This window comes from Pseudomonas sp. rhizo66 (genome assembly GCF_031931925.1).
Taxonomy (GTDB): Bacteria; Pseudomonadota; Gammaproteobacteria; order Pseudomonadales; family Pseudomonadaceae; genus Aquipseudomonas.
On sequence record NZ_JAUJWZ010000039.1, the window covers coordinates 1 to 20,270 of the forward strand.

The 20,270-nt window shown below is 57.8% G+C and carries 7 protein-coding genes; 3 read left to right on the forward strand and 4 right to left on the reverse strand.

Going from position 1 to position 20,270, the window contains the following annotated elements; genetic code table 11:
- The 3 genes from QZR14_RS27720 to QZR14_RS27730 form a co-directional block, all read left to right on the forward strand.
- Positions 1–2,182: YncE family protein (locus QZR14_RS27720; RefSeq protein ID WP_311998286.1), on the forward strand; the 2,182-nt coding region annotated here is incomplete at its 5' end.
- A 552-nt stretch (positions 2,183–2,734) separates the two neighbouring features.
- Positions 2,735–3,094 carry a DUF6124 family protein gene (locus tag QZR14_RS27725; protein WP_311998287.1) on the forward strand — a complete coding sequence of 120 codons (360 nt, stop codon included), beginning with the start codon at positions 2,735–2,737 and terminating at the stop codon, positions 3,092–3,094.
- A 406-nt stretch (positions 3,095–3,500) separates the two neighbouring features.
- Positions 3,501–8,036: an Ig-like domain repeat protein gene (locus tag QZR14_RS27730; RefSeq protein WP_311998288.1), complete on the forward strand. Its 4,536-nt coding sequence runs from the start codon at positions 3,501–3,503 to the stop codon at positions 8,034–8,036.
- Positions 8,037–8,238: 202 nt separating this feature from the next.
- Here QZR14_RS27730 and QZR14_RS27735 read toward each other — a convergent pair whose 3' ends face one another.
- The 4 genes from QZR14_RS27735 to QZR14_RS27750 all read right to left on the reverse strand — a co-directional run.
- Positions 8,239–10,398, reverse strand: a complete 2,160-nt coding sequence (locus tag QZR14_RS27735) for an autotransporter outer membrane beta-barrel domain-containing protein (protein WP_311998289.1) — start codon at positions 10,396–10,398, stop codon at positions 8,239–8,241.
- Positions 10,399–10,705: 307 nt separating this feature from the next.
- Positions 10,706–12,637 (reverse strand): hypothetical protein, encoded by a 1,932-nt coding sequence (locus tag QZR14_RS27740; RefSeq protein ID WP_311998290.1) that lies wholly within the window; start codon positions 12,635–12,637, stop codon positions 10,706–10,708.
- Between the two features lie 101 nt (positions 12,638–12,738).
- On the reverse strand, positions 12,739–14,673 hold the full coding sequence (locus tag QZR14_RS27745; RefSeq protein WP_311998291.1) for a hypothetical protein: 1,935 nt from the start codon (positions 14,671–14,673) through the stop codon (positions 12,739–12,741).
- A gap of 382 nt (positions 14,674–15,055) precedes the next feature.
- Positions 15,056–20,270 (reverse strand): beta strand repeat-containing protein (locus tag QZR14_RS27750; protein WP_311998292.1); only part of this gene is annotated, 5,215 nt, incomplete at its 5' end.

Sequence of the window (20,270 nt, forward strand, 5' to 3'; positions counted from 1 at the left end):
CCCAGCCGACACCGCCGGCACCACCGCGACCGTGATCTACAAGGAAACGGTCAGCGGCGATGAAATTTTCATGTTCTGGCTCGGCTCGATCACCGGCGAATACCCCGACTCGATCAAGCTGAACGAATTCACCGCCGGCAAGGAAGTGCCGTTCACCATCCCGGCCGCGATGATCAAGGGCAATGAAGGCGGCACGGTCGAGGTCAAATACGAGATCGAACGCGCGGCGGGCGGCACGAGTTATTCGGATACGTTGAAGTTCAGTGTCGGCGTGGCGCTGGATCTGAAAGCGCCGAAAATCAAGGAAGTCCCGAACGACACCAGCCTTGACCCACTGGATGCCCAAAACACACTGACCGCAGTAATCGACTATGACGGCATGCTGGTCGGCGACAACATTACCGCCCGTTGGAAGGGCGCACGCGGAACGCTGCCCGGCGGCTCGCACACCACGGATCCATGGCCGGTCACCCGCGTCGGCCCGCAGGAAATACCGCTGGCCGTTTCGGTGATCGCCTTCAACCTCGACAAGTCAATCACGCTTGACTACTCCGTGACACGCGGCACCCAGGAACCGAAAGACTCGCAGACTCGTACGTTGGCGGTGTTGCAACTGCGCGTGGATCTTTCGCATTCGCCGAAGATCATTCAGGCCGCCGACGGTGGTGACGGCACTGAGCTGGATGTGTCCACGCTCACTGCTGCGGCCACTCTTCGTGGCGGTTTCTGGCCGCACATTGCCGATGGCCAACGTGTCTGGATGGAGGTACAGGGCACCAAAAAAGATGATACCGAGTACAAACGCGTCGTGTGGACAGGCCCGAGCAATGCCGTAAACGCTCTCTGGATATCGCAAGGTTATCTCGATGCATCCTTGCCTTTGGCTGATCTGCAGTCATTGAAGCATCAAAGCGAACTGACAGTGACCTTCAATGCCACGCCGGATTGCAGCACGGATGTAAACGATGCGCTGAGTTTTCCGATACGCACCTATACGGTTAGCGCAATCGCCACACCGACCTTCACCAACGCGCCCTATACCATCGCCCCCGCTGGCCGGCTCAAGAACATTGAGTTACTCCTTAGCACAAGCAGCGATACCCCCGTCCCCGGAGGCAAGCTCAGCCTGACTCTCCCGGCCCCATTTACGTACGCCGATGGCAGCAGCGGTCAGCGCGAATTCATCACCGACGATGTCGGCAGGGTGAGCGTCAGCGGCGTCAAAGGCGCTCTCAACCCCGGCCCCTACAATCTTAGCGTCACCAGTGGTAGTAAGACCGACAACACAACCATAACCGTTACGGTGCCGGGGCCAATCACTAGCATTCCGGTCGGGGGAATGCCGTACCGGATCGCTTTCAGCCCGGATGGTACGCGCGTTTATACAAGCAATTTTTCTAGTGACACCATCTCGGTGATTGATACGGCGACGAATCTAGTTCTGACGAACTTCCCGGTCGAGAAATATCCGGCAGGGATTGCCGTCAGCCCGGACGGTACCCGCGCTTATATCTGCAGCCAAGCTAAGAAAATGATCCAGGTGATTGATGTGGCGACGAACCAAGTCCTGAAGAACTTCCCGGTCGAGCAGCAAACTCCGGAGGCGGTTGCCTTCAGCCCGGACGGGAAGCGCGCCTATGTCTGCAACTATTCAAACAACAGTGTTTCGGTAATTGATACGGCAATGGACCGAGTCCTGACGAACATCTCCACCGGGCAAGCTCCATACGCGATAGCCATCAGTCCAAACGGTACCCGCGCTTACGTCTGTAGATATCACACGGTCTCGGTGATCGATTTGACAACGAACCAAGTCCTGACCGACATCCCAACCGGCAATCCGATCGGCATTGCCGTCAGCCCGGACGGAAACCGTGCTTATGTCTGCGACATTGACTCACTGGTCTCGGTGATTGACATGGCGACGAACCTAGTCCTGAAGAACATCCCGATCGGCGATATTCCGACCGGTATCGCCGTCAGCCCGGACGGAAACCGCGCTTATGCCTGCGGAAATAGCGGAACGGTCTCGGTGATTGACACGGCGACGGATCGAGTCCTGACGAGCATTCCGGTCGGGCAAAGACTACAATCGATTGTACTCAGCCCGGACGGTACCCGCGCCTATATATGCGAGACCAATACGCAGAAGGTCTTGGTGATTGATACAGCGACGGATTGAGTCCTGGCGGCAGGTGACATACTGGTCGGGAATGGTTCGACCGCGCCGACAAGAAAAGGGGCGGATTTATTTAACCAGTGATTTAAACAGCGAGGCTTGATCAAGGTTTTTCTGCTGGCCGGGATGGCCCTTTCGCGAGCAGGCTCGCTCCCACAGGGAACTCATTCCAAATGTGGGAGTGAGCTTGCTCGCGAAGGGGCCAGTGAAGTCAGCGCAAATCGCCTTTTAAACCAAAGCGTTTAAAAGACACCTCCAGACACGCCTTTCAGGCTACAAATTCTTGCGCCATTGCCTACAGCTACGCCAGAATCCGCCGGCTTGTGCGCTTTGGGGGCGGGTTCTATTGTGGGTCGGTCGCTGATTGTCAGTGATCGGGTTTAGCAGCCCGGGGTTTTCTCTAGACGCATAAAGTCCGTTGCCGTTATGGCGGCTTTGCGTGGGGCACTTCGGTGCGCCGGGTTCTAGAGTCCTGGTCTGCTAACCCGCGTACAGCCGCCACCTCCTTCGTTAGCAGCGAACGGTGGTAGCTTCATTACTCTAGAGGCTTTACCGATGATTAAACCAACACCAAACCCACCCGAAACCGACCTCGCCTCCCCCTACGAATCCCTCGATTCAAAAAAGCTCAGCGACGCCGCCGAACGCGCCCTCGATCACTACCTCTGCCCACCCGGCTCTACCCCACCGCCACGCAAAACCCGCCGGATGTACGCCGTCACTGCGGACTTCAAAAACGAGGAACTGCTGGCCGACGCCAGCGAAACTCTCGCCTCCGCCAGAACCATCGCCCATGACTTCGCCCACCTCATACCCGCGTCACAGCGCAGGACGCTGCTGGGGATCGCGCAGCTGATCATGCTTGGTGAACTGGCGGTGAATCGGGTGATGGATAATCTGGAGGTGCCGCAGTAGCGCGCCTCCGTGACACGTCTTGAGTGAGGCGCTGTGGCTGCCGACGTCTTCGTCGGATCGTCGCCCGGAGCACGCTCGCTCCCACAGGGATCGGTGTCGATCACAAGGCTGTGTTCACACCGCCGAATCTGTGAGAGCGAGCCTGCTCGCGAAAGCATCTTCAAAGCCCCCCAGCGATCGATCGAGCAAGAAAAATAACACCACTCGTCGGATACCCCCACGCACCTGTCAGATCTGACAGGTGCGCAAACCCATCAGCACAGGTTCAATCACTCCATCACCCAAATGGAGTGCCTTCCCGTGTTCGTCAACTACCTCAAGCCGGAATCCCCGCTGATTCCCACTGAGTGAGACTGCACCGGTCGTCATCAAAAACGCCTGAATTCTCTTCAAGAGGACTTGCCTGATGCCTGCTCACAAGCGTTTCCGCTTCCCTCCCCTGACCGAAGGCAACAACCCACTGGCGGTGCTGCGTCCCCTGCTGATTCCGGGGATGGTCGAGCCGGTGCAAGATGGTGATGGCGGGATCAACATCAAGGTCGCCACCGATGATGAGAACGGCGTGCTGTGCGTCATCAATCCTTATCTTGGCCCCATGAGCGAGGGCGACAAACTCGAGATTTATTGCAACGGCACAAGAGTGCGCGAACGATTCGTCGAGGCCGATGAAGTCAACCAGCGGGTGTTCTTTTATCTGCCGACGCCTGTCGAGTCGGGGTGGCTTGAAAACTGCCACTATGTGCTGACCCGCGCAGGCGAGACCGAAGCCGATCCGCCCTCGGTGGCCTTGCGAGTATGGGTCAAGCTTTACAAGCCGGGAAATCGTGACAGGGAACCGCATTTGCCCGACGGCCACTCAGAGTTGAACATCGTGCAACTGCCGCCCGAGCTGGTCGATCAGGGCGTGATAGACGCCGAATGGGCCAAAAAAGGGGTACTGGCCACCATCCCTCATTATGTGTACTGCACGCGCAACGACAAGGTCCGTTTACAGCTGGGCGAATACCGGCTTCCTGCGCACCGCATCACGCCGGAGCAAGCCGAAGGCCAGCAGCCGATCGAAATCCTGATTGATCAGGACGCCATTCTCGGCGCCGGCGACGGTCTCAGACGGGAAATCAAATACGACATCAATGACGAAGTCTGGAACTGGGCCGACCGCCACTCCAAACGCACCTACATCGACGTGGACGCGGGCGGCTGGCGACTGGAGGCACCGATCATCAGGGAAGCCCTCAACGGCGTCATTACCATCAGGGATTTGAACAAGCAGCCGGTCAAGATTCAGATCCATGTCAGCAGCCAGTACTTCGCCGTGGGCGACAGCGTGAAAATGACCTTCATCGGCACACCGCCGGATAACGCTGAACCGCTCATCTGCAGCGAAACCCGCGACATCGATAACGTCCCTTCAGTGCTGGAAATCGATGTGCCCTATGAGTTGATCAGGGCCATCGCCCAAGGGAGCGCCGATGCGTCTTATATTCTCTACAAAAAGGACGGGGGCGCCCCGATCTCCTCCAGGCGCGCTCTTGCCAGGGTAGAAGGCGACGTCAACATGCTCCCCGAGCCGAGCATCCGCGAACTGCTCGGCGATACCCTCGAACCGGACGAGCTCTACGCCACGGTCGACGTGCGCTACGCGATGAAAAATGGCGACCTGATCTGCCTGAGATGGTCTGGCATCAAGTCCAATGGTGACGACTATCTGCATGAAGTCCCGCATATCGTCAGCGACAACGAAGCCAGGGAAGGCCTGGTCACGGTCTACATCGATTCCCAGCACATCAGTGTGCTTGATAACGGCACGCTCGACCTTTCTTACGTGGTCGCGAACGATGCACCTGGCCTCCTCGACATCAGAGAGTCCGAGCGGCTGCTGGCCAAGGTCGGGAAGGTCCGGGCGACGCTGCCGGCCCCCAAAGTGGAAGAGGCCGATCCGCCGGGGGACGTACTGGATCCGTCGAAGGTGTTCGATAGCGTCCATGTACTGATCGCCAACGCGAACACCCTCAAGGATGATGTACTGACTTATTACTGGCGTAGCCTCAATCCTCTTGCCAGTACCAGCGACTGGCTGCCCATCACCACAGTAACCGCTGGTAAACCGGTTCGTTTTCGGGTGGATGCACGGTTCGTGACGGCTAACATCGCGCAGTACGTGAAAGTCCGCTACTCGCTATTGCGTGCCTCGAACAAACAATACGAGCACTCGGCCACGCTCAATTTGCTCATAGGCGAACTGGTCGGTGAGTTACCGCCGCCCGAGGTGATACAGGCACCCGACAAGACGCTCAACCCAATGGATGGGTTGAACGGCGTAGACATCAACGCCAGTTACTCCAGCATGAACCCTGACTGGGACATGATCCGTTTGAAGTGGTCAGGAACGCCCGGCGCGGGCACCTATGATGATCTGGAGCTGCCGGGCAGTCCCACTGGTACCGTTCAATTCCATTTACCACCTTCGGTGATTGGCGCCAATATTGCGAAAAGAGTGTTGGTTGAATACGAAGTAAAGCGCTACACCTTCGCAACGCCTTCGCAAACACTCGACTTGTATGTTTCAGACTTCCAGGACCCCGAAAGCGAACTGCCCCACCCGCAAGTACCTCAAGCACAGAACAACGTCCTGGATCTGATGACATTCAGCGGCGATGCCAAAGCTGTTCTCGCTATCTGGCCCTACATTGCCCTGAAACAGCGTCTGTGGTTCTACCTGGCAGGACAAACCACTTCAGGCGCGCCCCTGACGATCCCGCTAATCACCGGCCTGGAAATAACCCCCAGCCAAGTCAGCAACGGCCTCAACGAAACCTTGCTCAGAAGCGATCTGATGAAACTGGGCCACTCCACACCCGCCACCTTGATCTGCAAAGTGGCATTCGATGGCAGTGAAAAAGAGAACACTGCCTGCATATTTCCACAGTTGCCCCTGACCATCAGAACCCGCTACGACTACGTACAACCGGCCATCACCGGGGTGACGGACTCACGGGGCGAAGTGGAAGAGGACGGCAAAACCCGCGATGAAAAAGTCACCGTCACCGGTACCGCCACACGCGGCGAAACGGTCGAGCTGTTCGATGGGCCAACGACATCGATGGGCACGGCACGGGTGGACGCCGACAGCACCTGGCGGCGTGAGATCGGCCCGTTGACCGAAAAGTCTTACCACATAAGCGCCAAAGCCCTTTATGACGCCGACCCGGTGTCCAGCAATCCGCGAACATTCACCGTGAAATTCGCAGAGACCCCGGAAATTCTTACGGTCAGCGATTCACGGGGGGACGTTGCCCATGGGACAACCACCTATGACAGTAGTGTGCTAGTGGCCGGCAGCGCGACGCCAAACCTGCAGATCAAATTGCTGGAGAACAAACTGCCGCTCATTACCCTTGACGTCGACGATAAGGGTGACTGGAACCACCGCCTCAACGATCTGAAAGTTCGCAGCTACAGCCTCACTGCCGAGGCGCTGTACGAGATTGATCCTGCGACCAGCCCACCACGGGATTTCGTCGTGGCACAAGCGGTCACGCCGACGATCTCCTTGGTGAGCGACCTGCGCGGTGAAGTCGTGGCCAATGGTACGACCTACTACCGGACTGTCAATCTGACAGGCAGAGCCAGCCCGAACGAAAAGATCATTCTGCTCAATGCCGGCGCGACCGTCGATACGGTAAATGTCAACGCCAGCGGCGACTGGCAATATGTTTTCAGCAGCCTGAATCTGACCACTTATCGCCTGACCGCGCGAGGCGATTACGGCAGTAACCCGGAGTCCAGCCCTCCCCGGGTCTTTACTGTTGCAGCCTTTATTTCACCGACCATTACCACGGTCACCGACTCGGTCGGCACGGTGGGACCGAATGAAACGACCTATGACAGCGTCGTGACTGTCAAAGGCCAAGCCACCCCGCGTGAGCAGATCCAGATTTACGACAATGGCGCCCCCGTCGGTACGCCGGTCAACGTCAATGCCGATAAACAATGGACAACGTCTGTCACCGGTCTGGCCATCCGCTCCCACAGTCTGACGGCCAAGGCCATGTATGACGCGGTTCCGGTAGAGAGCCCGGCGAGAAACTTCAACGTCGCCGCCCACATTGGGCCGACGCTGACGTCTGTGCATGACGGCCTCATTGAAATCGATAACGGCGGAACAACCAAAAGGACCTCGGTCACCTTGCGTGGCAAAGTTACGCCCAACCGTGAAGTCCAGGTCTACGACAACAACAATCCAAAGCATACGGTGAGAGCAGTTGACGACGCATGGAGTACCACATTGGCGGTGTGTGTGGGTGGTCATTCCTTAAAAGTAAAAGCTGTCAGCACCGGCCAGGAGTCTCAGCCGTCTCGTACCTTCACGGTACTCCCGGTGATACCGCCGCTGAACTTCAATACCAACTCCCAAACCTTGAGCGGCAGGATTTACCTCATTCCGGGGAGCGCAGTATTGCCAGCCTTCGGTCCAGGCACTTCGGTGCAGCACCAGGCGAGTGGTGGCCAACTTCCTTACGTTTATAGCTCTAGTAATGGAAACGTCGCATTCGTAGATTCGGCAAGTGGGCTCGTCACTGCGCGAGGTAACGGCAGTGCAACGATTTCAGTAAGGGATGCGGCGAGCCAGGTGAAAAGCTATTTGGTGTCGGTAACAGGGGTGACGCAATGTTACGGATTAAGCGCAAACTGGTTGGCCAGGGTACGTGATGATGCACACAGTCGAGGCTTGAGGTTGCCTTCAATGGCCGAGTTACGGGCAATAAGCAGTGCTTTTGGAAATCGTTGGCCATTGGGTAATTCATTCTATTGGTCTAATGAGTCGATCCTTTATTGGCCCAACCCCAACCCGTTCTATCACTGTAGAAATCTGGTTACAGGGGAAGAAAAAGCGATTATGAACCTGAATGTGGTGCCCGGAGTGGGCATCACACCTTGAACAATGGCTGACGAGGGTGAACGCCTGATCGAGGAGTATCAGCTGTTCCACTAGCACTCGTGTCGCTGGGGCGGGACAACTGATGGCTTCGGCATCAGGCAAACCGACTGACAGAAATGACAAGGCCGCTGCTCATCGACAGAACAGCGGCCGTTAAGGTATCTCGCTGATTACGAGACAACTTCCCTGTACCACACAGTAGTTAAAAGCTATACCGCCCCCCCACATTCACCCCAAACGGCTGCTCGATATGCTCCCCATTGGAATAGTCCAGATCGACATGCACCTGCCACTTCTCCGACAGGGCCACCGCCACCCCCGCACCAAACTCCGCCCGGGAGCCTGACAGGTCGTTGTTGAACACGTTGTTGTTGACCTTCACTTCGTTGTTCGAAGCGAACTCATGAGCAATCGCCGCGCGCACGTAAGGCTGCGCGACAGCGCCGTTACCGAAACCGAAGTTGCGCCCGAACGTGGCACCGGCCTTGCCGAGCAGTGAGCGCATGCGATCGCCGTCGGCGTCCATGTCGTTGTTCAGCGTGTAGTGTTTGCCCTGGATCTGCACTGCCGCCAGTTGCGCGAACGGTTCGACGAAGTAGTCGTCAGCCAGTTTGATATGCCGACCGAACTCGGCAGAACCGCCCATGCCCCAGTTGTCGTAGTCGCCCTTGGTGCGGCTGCCGTCACTCAGGTTGACCTTGGACTCGTTGCGAAAGCGGTTGAACTTGAGCACGCCGTCGAAGTAGTAACCGGTGTCACTGTCGAGCCAGGTGACATAGGGGCCGACGTAGTAGCTTTTCACCGTACCCGAGGTACCGCGATTCAAGTCCAGATCCGACTCGCTCGTGCCGGCAAGCACCCCGACCAGCACCTGGCTATCGCCCACCCGGGCATCGGCGCCAAGGGACAACCCCTGTTGCGTCTGCTGATAGCCGACACCCGATCCATCGGCGACGTTATGCTTGGTGGCGTTGGTGCGGATCCAGAAACCCTCCCCGCCGTTCAAGCGCAGCTCACCCATCCGGCTGCGTAACGATGACAACTCGCCGTACCACACGGTCGGGGCTGTGTTGAACAAGGCCAGTACCGAGCGCGCGCCGGGGCTGATGACTTCGGTGGTCGGGTCGAGAAACCACTCTTTCGCTCCACCTTCAGTCTCCCGACTGGCCAGGCTGTAGGACCAGGTGCCGACATCAACCCGCTGATCGCCGGCCAGGGCAAAATTTGCGCTGTCGGTAGTGCCGGTACGCACCAGCGTCAATGCCTGCGGCGAAGCGGCGTCCAGGCCAGAGGCCGCAACCGCCAGCGTGAAGTTCCCTGCCGAAGCGCCCTGCACATTGAGAAAATCACGCTCACCGCTGGCGAAATCGCCCTTCATCGCAAACGTCCCGTTGCCGGAAAGCGAGCCGACATTGAGCGTGTAATACGTACCTGGGGCATCTGTTGTGCCGCCAAAGGTGACAGTGCCACCATTCATGCCCAGAGCACCGATCGAATCGTTGCCGGTGAGTGTCCAGTTGGAGTTGCTGTTGACGTTCACGCTGTCGACCTGGTCGAGACGGCCGGTGAACTGCGAATGATTTTCCAATGTGACATTCGCCGTAGAACTGCCATCGACGATGACATCACCCACCATGTGGCCGTGATTGAAAGTCAGATTGGCGAGGCTGTTATCGGTGACATTGATGTTGCCTTCCAGCGTGCTGTCAGCCACCGTCATCGTTGCAGTGGAAGTACCTTGCACATCAAGCAGTACACCGTTGCCGGCAAGCAGGCGGGTGAAATTCAACACGTTGATCTGTGCCGTAGCCCCCCCATTGGCAAGAATGGCAGGCCCCGCTATCCCTCGCACCTCGACGTTGTCCAGTGTCACATTGGCGCCGCTGCCGATGCCCTGGCCGTCGGGACGCAAGCGAATACCGTTCATGCCTCCAGTCATGCTACCGCCCTTGGCCCTGACTTCTGCACCGAACGAATTCAAGCCTACGCTGTTTGCACCTGTACCGGTCAGATGCGTATCAGTCAACTGGATGTCAGCACCGCCACCGGTTTCGATCCCGGAAGTCTGGCCGGTAATCCGGCTGCCACTGATCACGGCAGTCGAGCCGGTGGTTGTACCATTCAACCGGGCGATCGACATTCCCATTCGGCTGCCGGTCACAATGGCGTCGCTCACATTGGCACTGGCATTGATCAGGGTAATCCCCGCGTTGCCCGAACGCCCCGCATAAGTCCCCCCCACCACATTCAATTGCGAACCGGTGGTGATCAAGACTTCATGAGTATTCGCATCATTGGCGTTCAATACACCACCATCGCGAGCGCGATAGTTGTCCTGTGCCGTTGTTTGATCAATGTTCAACGTTTGCCCCGCCTCAATGGACGTCAAGGCAAAGACCAAAGGGCTTGTAGAGAAAACCGGCGCGAAGGCCAGCCACGCCAAGTGCTTTCTTGACAATATAAAAGGATACCGACCTGAACAGACGCCCATACAAACTCCTTCGACTTTTAGCGGATTTTTTCAACAAGACACGATTGGTCCGCGGGTACGGTACAGGGCCAAATTATTTAATTCTGTAGGAATACTCCTGTTTTTCTGCAGGATTTATTTACCGTACGTAACAGCAAAAGAAGACGAGGGTGATACCCCCGTCTTCTTCTATCTACTATCAGACCTCCTGAGTACCTGGACAGTATGTCCCTGTATTATCAGCAACAATTACCCTGACATCGTGATTCCCGGAGTTATGAGTACGACCATCAATTACGGCTGTATATGAAATGACTCCGCGTCCATCCTTGATAGGTCTGAGGGCGCCATTGAATGGCAGGTAAACCTCAAATCCCGCTGTATGCTCATTACCCTGCAACGTTTTGCTGAACGGGTAAGGATCAATAGCGTCCCCTCCTGGAAGTGGTGTTCCTTGCCATACGAAGTCCAGTTTCAAATCAGCAACGAGTGAACCACCTCCCGGGATACGGACTACCGCGGCCTTACCCACCACCGGGATATCGCGAAGAGAATTACAGTTCAAAAACACATTACCGCCCGGATTGGTATAAAGATTTTGAATGACGGGAGTGGGCAAATTCACTGGAATAACGTACGCATCAACCGGGGTTGGCAAGGATGGATTTTCATTGCTGCCATTTAACGGATTGGTGATGACGTAGCGGGCTATTTTTATGCCGTTTTTAGCGGCCACAAATACAGCAGACGGTAGTTTGAACGGTATCTTGAAAACATCGGACTCGGTCCCGTCTACTGTGTAACGCCCCTCCGGAGGAGGAACTACTACACCGTCATAAATCAAATCAAATACATCTCCAGCTTTCAGTGTCGTTGGATCAGGAATCGTCAAGTCGATGTCGATCAAGTTACCAACGTCAGCCTCCACCAAAGTGTTATCGTCGGTTGACCCTTTGACGACCAAAGCAACGAGGTTCGGATTTCCTTCCTCCGGATCGGGTTCAGGATTGACTGGCCCGGGGATCGACAGATCGACGTTGATGGTCGCCCCTGTCGGTTCCGGAAACGGGTTGCCGTTTCGAATGATCGCGTAAGTCACCGTCACATCCTTCGGACCATCACCGCCGTCTGCGACATCCCTGAACGGTACGTCGACAATGACCTGGGTGGTGCCATCTGTCGGCTTGTCGGGTTGCAGCTTCCCGTTGAAGATGACTCGAGCCACATCGTTCGGCTGACCATTATCGAATGTCGGAATGACCACGGCGACATCGGGAAAGGCATCCTTCAAATCGACGACGTCGTCATCGTGTTCCGGTACTTCAGGTGGTTGCAATCCACTGGGCGCCGCTGTCAGTCGAACATCGAATTTAAATTCTTTTGAAGAGGGTCCGACGTTTCCGACGCGATCTTCAAACTTGCAGTAAAAGATAAATTGTCCTTCGCCCAACGTTTCAATGGTGGCTTTCGGGATAACCAATTCAATCGGCGCCGTCGAGTCCTCATCGACGAAAAAGGTAGCCACGGGCATCGAGGGGTCACTTTTCCCGTAATAACCGGTATATATATCACCCTGCTTGACGTCGTCAGGCATCGGGATGGTCATCGTGATCTCACCCAGTTCATCCAGAACTTCCCGGGTCAACACACCATTAACAATTTTGTCTGGTGGTACAGCCTCGCCTCCAGGTGTCCCGTGATTAGGCGCGACAGTATCGATATAGAACTCAAAAACATCGGAAATATTATGGTTGCCACCGTAATCAACGTCATACGTCAAGCGAAATGGACCGGGTGTTGCAGTCTCTTTCGCCGGCAGATCCATTTCAAAAACAGTAGGAACAGGAATATCCACTGGCTTCCAATCCGTCACTACTACATCATCTTTTTTCAATGCAACATATGTTTCACCGGGTTGTGACCCACCCGGAACCACCATATTGTTAATAGTTACCTTGCAATCTGTCCCCTGCCGCGACTTGTGCAGTTTCTTTACATTATCTCCCGGTAGCGCCGGGAGTAAGTCTTCAACTTCAGGGGGGGTACCCGATCGGGTACTCAGGGCTTGGCGCAAATCAAATAATTTTTTACGAGCCAACTCTGCCTTGGTAGGCACTTTCAAGTTATTCATTTTCAATTCTCCTGATCTATGGACGCACCGGCCCTCCACTCCCACTACAAACTTCCAGAGCGATGCCGGCTATTTACCTCATGGCACAACTGTTAAATCTTTCAGTTCTCTTCGCACAAATCATTCGTGGGCGAACAGACTTCGCCACTGGGCTGGGTGCGATTGATGATCACGAACTCCATTTTGGATTTCCCCCGACCGCCCGTGCTTTTTTTCAGCCAGTAATAAACCAGCGCAGAACCGTCGTCGACCATAGGCGCGATCAACTGGTCGTAGTCCTCTACAACGATATCGATGTCTTCACCCGGACGCAGTGTTGTGAGTTCCTTTTCAATTTCCGCGTAAGTTCCTTCGATGGGCTCGGCACCGACTAGTCCGGTGCTGCCTTGCCAGACCAGCGTCAGCGTGTCGCCCTGCTCGATAAGCGGATCAGCTTTGATTCTTACCGTGACGCCCTCCCAAAGCCTCGGACGTGCGCAGCAGTCCAGTACGCCATTCCTGTTCGCATGCGGAAAGACCGGCTCCTGCAAACCCTCGATCACGACAATGGAAACAGCCACCCGCGTCGGCATCGACTGTTGCTGATTCACGCCATTGCTGGTGGTGTACCAAACCGGCAAAGCAGGGTTCTCTTTGTCGGAATCGATAACATGCCAAGGCACGGAAAATTCGACAGGTTTACCGGCAACATCGCCTGATTTCACCTCATAAAACGCAACTACGCCGGGGTAACTTCCCCAGTACAGTTCCAGTAGCTGTCCCTGTTCGGGTGCATCGTAGAGAGGCAGCAACACGCGGGCCGGCAGACCAAAATCATCCGTATTCAGGGTGTTCAGGGTTTGGCTGTTTTCGCCGAACACCTCGACCAACGCAAGATCTTCATTGATCAACGCCGGCGCCTTGGCATGATCCTGACCTGCGAGCGTCAGGTTCACTGCCACCGAAATATCTGGCGAGGGTGGCCCGTAGGCTGTTCCCTGGCGAATCTTGTAATAGATCTTCGCCCGCAAAGGCCCATCGCCTTTTGCATGCAAGGTCGACCACGGCACAGTGACCGACAGCGGAAACGCGGAGGGGTCAACAGGGACTTCAGGCAGGGGCGTATCGTCCCAGAAAACCGCCAGCCAATGACCGGGATTGGCAAAGTCGTATTCATCGACTTCCACAACGACACCGTCACGGGCTTGCTGACGATCGACCAGCCCCCTGGGTGACAGCGGCACTCGGGGTGGCAGCAGTGCCCCCGGTGCAGGCGACAAATCCACTTCAATAGACGAAAGATAGGAATTGGGTCCTTCGTTTCCCGCCCTGTCCCTCAGATGGTAATAAAAGTAACGTGTGCCAGAACCCCAGGATCGAATTTCGTCGGCATACACAGTGATGCGCAAACGTCGATTAGCAATATCTTCAGCGCTGAACTCCTGCTCGCGGATCGGTTTTTCAGAGTCCGGCGGGATGGCTTCGCTGGTCCAGTAATAGGGTGCGCGATCCAGCGCCTCGACATCGGCGTACCAAGGCACCAGCACACTGACCTCCCCCTCCTGAGCCAGGAAGGTTTCGGTGATGGTGCCATTCAGCTCGGGGGGAAACTCGGCCGCGCCCGGCTTGTTTCCGAAGTTGGGTTTGGTGGTGTCGATGGTCAGGGTTTTGCGAGGGCCTTCATTGGGGTTGTTTCCGTAGATCGAGATCTGGATTGCAACTTCGTAGACACCTTCTGACAGTAAATCGCGAGGCACTTTCAGGGTTTGCGGGAAGGAAATGAGATCATTGGTCGGATACCACCGCTCATCGACCATGATGAACGGTCCGTTTTTTCTCATGAACCCCAACTCAACCAGATCTGCATCGTCTGGTGCGGCACCTCGTTCAAATTCCGGGAACGTCACAACCAGATCATCCCCCAGTGCCTTGAGCGGTAAAAGCCCTTTGGGGTCGTTGGGATCAAGGACAGCCGGTACGGTCGGTTGGACCGACCTGCTCAAGAGCACTGTAGTGTTGTGTTCTGGCTGACCGGCCGGTTTTTCGCGCTTTGCCATTCCAGCCTACCTCTATGAAGTAACGTCGCAGCGCGGTGCACGCGCTGCGGTGATGGCTTCATTAGATGCGGGTGGGATGACCCTGCCTACTGTCAGAAATTACAGGTATTGCTACCACTCGTCGGAATTGACCGTCCGCCCGACGTCGCCCCCACTTCTCCCTGCGAATACCTCGATCTGCGGTGTCAATTGCGGCCTCTTCGCGGGCAAGCGCGCTTCCACAGGGATCTGCACCGATCACAAAGCCCTGTTACAACGCCGCAACCTGTGGAAGCGAGCCAGCTCGCGAAGACTGACGAAAGAGCGACGCCATACCTTCAGGCAGAAAAAAACCGCCGCCCCGGTTGAACGGGTCGGCGGTTTTTGTCGTTTCAGACTCCGCTTACACGGTATCCACCTTCAACGAATGATCATTCAGCATCCCGCTGATGATCGTCGCCGTGTCATGCCCGCCAGCCACCACCCCGCCCGCCCCCGGCGTCACGCCGTAATGGCTGGCGAGGTTGACGCCGGCCAGGTCGATGGTCTGGTTCGGCGTGGCGCCGGCCATGGCACTGACGTCGATGCTGGTTAGCACCGAGGCGCCGCTGCCGGTGACGGTGAAGTGCAGGTAGTCATCCAGCGAGGCGGTGGAACCGTTTTCGCCCTGCAGCAGTTGCGACAGGTCGAGCTTGTCGGTGCCGGGGGTGAAGTCGGTGATCAGGTCATGGCCGCTGTTGCCTTTGAGCCACTGGAAGGTGTCGGCCCCCGCCCCGCCGGTCATGGTGTTGTTACCCATGCCGCCAATCAGCAAGTCGTCACCGCCGCCACCGTTGAGGATGTCATTACCCAAGCCACCGTTGATCACGTTGTTATTGTTGTCGCCGGTCAGGGTGTCGTTGAAGTTCGAGCCGACCAGGTTTTCGATGCCTGTCAGGGTGTCGGTGCCGGCGCCGAGGGTGTTTTGCGCACCGAGCAGGCCGAGGTTGACCGTGACCCCGGCCGTGGCGTGGGCGTAGCTGGCGGTGTCGATGCCGGTACCGCCGTCGAGCAGGTCATTGCCCGGGCCGCTGTAGAGCAAATCGTTACCCGCGCCGCCGTGCAGCTCGTTGTTGCCGGAACCGGCGGTCAGCACATCGTTGCCGTCGCCGGCGTTGAGGATGTTGTTGCCGGTGCCGGCCACCAGCACGTCATCCCCCGCTGTGCCGGTGAGCGTGTGGCCATCCTGATAGCTGATGGTCACGGCGGCGGTGTCGCTGCCGCCGTGGTTGTCATTGGCGGTGTAGGTGCCGTGGTAGTCCGGGGTGATGTCATGCGCCCCGGCGTAGTTGAGGGTCATGGTCAGTTGGTAGTTTTCCGACCCGTTGGCGTTACCACCTGTTGGGTTGGTGATGTTGGTGATGTGGATCTGGTAAACGCCGTCCGACGTCGCGGTGAGGGTTTGCCCGTCCGCCAGCGCAATGTACGCGCCACCGTTGATCGAGTACTCCATGCTGACGTTACCGGCCGCCAGGTTGTGATCCAGGTTGAGGGTTTCGCCCTGGCGCAGATTGACGGTGATGCGATCTTCATCGTTGGCGTTGCTGTTGCTCACCCCACCGAGGTAGCCGCTGACCACCAGCACGGCGGTCATGGTTGCCGCGTTGGCCGAGAACGCATTGCGCACGTTGGCCAGGTTCTGGTTGGCGGCGGTGTTGGCATTGGTGCCGGTGAAGCTGATGGCGCCGGTACCGGTGAAGTCCGCCGCTTTCGAGACCCAGCCGGTGTTGAAGCTGGTTGGCGTAGCGTTGAGCGTATCGCCGTTCGGATCGGTGTCGTTGGCCAGCAACAGTTCGCCCGGCACCACGATGTTGCCCGAGAGCACGTTGGTGATGACGTGGTCGTCCACGGCCACAGGCGGCGCGTTGGGGATCACTTTCACGGTCAGCGTCGAGCTGGCGAGGTCACCGTCGTTGTCGCTGAGGGTGAAGCCGATGTTCTCGGTAATCACCACCGCCGTGGTTTTCTGTGAGGTATAGCTGTAGTCGCCGGTGTCGAGGTTGATCACCAGGGTGCCGCCGTTATTGGTGGCGATGCTCAACGTGTTGTTGACGGTGTTGAAAGTGCCGTGGTTGATGCCACCGGTAGCCGTCAACGAGCCCTGGCCGCTGAGGGCTTTCGGATCGTAGGTGTAGGTGGTGCCGTCAACGACGATGGACTTGATGAAGCCGCCATCGGCGCCGAACGTACCGCCTTCGCCCAGCAACGAACCGGTGACCGGTGCGCCTTCCACGGTGCCGGACAGCACCGAGTTGAGCTGGTTGAGATCGGTGACCACCACCGCATTGGTGTTGGTGTGGCTGATGCCGTCATAGGCCAGCGGATCGAGATTGGCGTTGCTCACACCGCTGCCGAGACCGATCGCGTAGTTCTTGATGTTGTTGGCATCAAGGAAGTTTTTCAGCGCAGCTTCGTCGGCAGCGTTGATGTCGCCTTCGTTGGGTTTGCCGTCCGAGAAGAAGTAACCGACGTTCTGCGCCCCGGTGAGTTTTCCCGAGGTGTTGAACGCGGTTTGCATCACCGCCACCGCGGCGTCGTAGTTGGTGCCACCGCCTGCGGTGAGTCCGGCGAGAATGGTTTTGGCGGTTGCCACATCGACCCACACCGAGGTTCGGTCAGTGGCGTTGCTGCTGAAGGTGACGAGCTGGACTTTGACATCCCCGAGGTCGTCGTACTTGTCGAGCAAGGCACTGATTGCCTGCTTGGCCAGCGCCAGTCGCGACAGGCCCGGCACACCGGAGGCGTCGGCCATACTGCCGGAGATATCAAGAACGATGAGCAGGTTGGAATCGATCTCCACCGCCGCCACTGAACGATCCGACGCCACCGCTTTTGGCACGTCATCGACGATATTGACGACAAGTGTGCTGGTGGTGCTGTTGCCCAGCGCGTCAGTGGCTTTGTAGGTGAAACTTTCGCTTAGCGTGTTCGCGCCGTCGTTGGCGCCCGGCGAGGTTTTCGGCGCCGAGGTCAGCGTGTAGGTGTAGGTGCCGTCGGCGTTGAGCTGGATCTGCCCGTAAGTGCCAGTGGCGCTGCCAACCAGGGTGTAGGTGATCGCGCCCGTGCCGCCGGTGACCGCGCCGACCAGCGTACCGGTGGCGGTTTCACCCGTGTTGGTCGGATCGCTACCGGTGACCGTACCGGGGGCCAGATCCGCTCCGTCCTTGCTCAGGTCGAGGGCTTTTTCGTACACCGTCACGTCCTGATCGACCGAGGCGACCAATTTGCTGTCGGCGACGTTGATGGTGATGGTCGTGGTGCTTTCATCACCGTCGCTGTCGCGAATGGTGTAGGTGAAGGTGTCGGTGGCGCCCGGTGGGCTCACCGAGTTCGGATTGCTGTGATAGACGGCGTTGCCGGCCGCATCGAGGGTCAGGTAACCGAAGTTGCCATTGATGTTGCTGTTGAGGCCGCCGATGGCCGAGGTGCCGGTATTGCTGCCCGCGCGCACGCCAACCACCGTCGCCGCGCCATCGGCACCGCTGATGTCATTGCCCAGCACGCTGACGTTGACCGTACCGCCCTCGGCCACCGAGCCAGTGTCGGGTTTGGCGGTCGGCAGGTCATCGACGATGTTGACGTTGATCTGACCGTTGGCAGTGCTGCCATCGGTATCCGTCGCCACCACGTTGAAGTTCTCGGTGAGGCTGTTGGCACCGTTGGCGTTCGGGTGGGTTTCGTTGTCGACCAGGCTGTAGCTGTAACTGACCATGCCGGTAGCCGGGTTGTAACCGGTGACGGTGAAGGTGCTGCCCAGCGGCGAAACCACCGATTGCGGGAAGCCTGCGGCGACACCGTTGGTCACCACGGCAATGCCACCAACGGTGAGGGTTTGCAGACCATCGAGAGCGGTGACGGTGAACGTGCCACTCTGGGTCAGCGCCGGGGTGTCGGGGCTGGTGCCGTCGCTGAGGTTTTTCTCGTAGACGGTGAGTTCGCCGCCATAGACGTCGAGGCCGTTGAGCAGCACCGGATCATCGTTGTTGTGGATGTTCAGCACCAGGTTGGCGGTGCTGGTGTCGCCGTCGGCATCGGTCAGGGTGTAGGTGAAGGTTTCGGTGCCGTTGCCACCGCCGTGCAGGTTTTTGAAGTCGGCGTCGTTGCCGTCCAGCGTGTAGGTGTACGTGCCGTTGGCGTTGAGCACCAAGGTGCCATAAGTCCCGACGATAGTGGCGGGAGTGATCGGCCCGGCATTCGGTCCGGTTGCAACCACATCGGCACCTTGCACATCGTTGGTCAGCACATTGCCGGTCAGGGTCAGCTGGGTTTCCGAGGCGCTGTTGGCGTTGCTGTCGTTCACCGCTTTCGGCACGTCATCGACGATGCTGACGACGAGGGTGCTGGTGACGATATTGCCGAGCGAATCGGTGGCCTGATAGGTGAAGGTTTCGCTCAGGGTGTTGGCGCCGTCGTCGGCATGCGGCGTGGTGCTCGCCGGCGAGGTCAGCGTGTAGGTGTAAGTGCCATTGGGGTTGAGGACGATTTGCCCGTAGTTGCCGGTGGCGCTGCCAACCAGCGCATAACTGATAGCACCGACTGCCCCGGTGACCGAGCCGACCAACGTGCCAGACGCGGTTTCGCCGGTGCTGTTCGGGTCGCTGCCGGTAACCGTACCGGGCGCCAGATCCGCGCCGTCCTTGGTCAGGTCCAGCGCTTTCTCGAAGACGGTGACGTCGGTGTCGCTGGTCGCGCACAGCTTGCTGTTGGAAACATCGATGGTGATGGTGGTAGTGCTTTCATCGCCGTCGGAATCGCGCACGGTGTAGGTGAACACATCCACCGCGCCCGGGCCGTTCACCGCATTCGGATTGCTGTGGTAGACGGCGTTGCCGTTGGCGTCCAGGGTCAGGTAACCGTAGGTGCCGTTGATGTTGCTGTTGAGGCCGCCGATAGCCGAAGTCGAGGTGTCGGCGCCGGCACGCACGCCGACCACCGCACCGGTCACGGCCGGGCCGTCGGCGCCGCCGATGTCATTGTTCAGCACATTGCCGCTGACCGTGCCGCCCTCCGCCACCGACGCGGCATCAGGATGAGCGCTGGGCAAATCATCGACGATGTTGACGTTGATCTGGCCGTTGGCGGTGCTGCCATCGGTGTCCGTGGCGACGACGTTGAAGTTCTCGGTGATGCTGTTGGCGCCGTTGGCGTTCGGATGGGTTTCGTTGTCGGCCAGCGTGTAGCTGTAACTCACCACACCAGTCGCCGGGTTGTAACCGGTGATGGTCAACGTGCTGCCGAGCGGCGTGACGATCGATTGCGGGAAGCCGGCGGCAACACCGCCGCTCACCACGTTGATGCCGCCCACAGTCAGGGTTTGCAGACCGTCGAGGGCGGTGACGGTGAAAGTGCCGCTCTGGGTCAGCGCCGGGGTGTCGGGGCTGGTGCCGTCACTCAGATTTTTCTCGTAAACCGTCAGTTCGCCGCCATTCACATCGAGGCCGTTGATAATCACCGGATCGTCATTGTTGTGGATCTGCAACACGAGGTTCGCGGTGCTGGTATCGCCATCGGAATCGGTAATGGTGTAGGCGAAGGTCTCTGTGCCGTTGCCACCGCCGTGGAGGTTTTTGAAGTCGGCG

Bases quoted from the DNA above. Each gene is read 5' to 3' on its own strand.
- QZR14_RS27725 (WP_311998287.1), top strand. From the start codon at position 2,735: ATGATTAAACCAACACCAAACCCACCCGAAACCGACCTCGCCTCCCCC.
- QZR14_RS27730 (WP_311998288.1), top strand. From the start codon at position 3,501: ATGCCTGCTCACAAGCGTTTCCGCTTCCCTCCCCTGACCGAAGGCAAC.
- QZR14_RS27740 (WP_311998290.1), bottom strand. From the start codon at position 12,637: ATGAATAACTTGAAAGTGCCTACCAAGGCAGAGTTGGCTCGTAAAAAA.
- QZR14_RS27745 (WP_311998291.1), bottom strand. From the start codon at position 14,673: ATGGCAAAGCGCGAAAAACCGGCCGGTCAGCCAGAACACAACACTACA.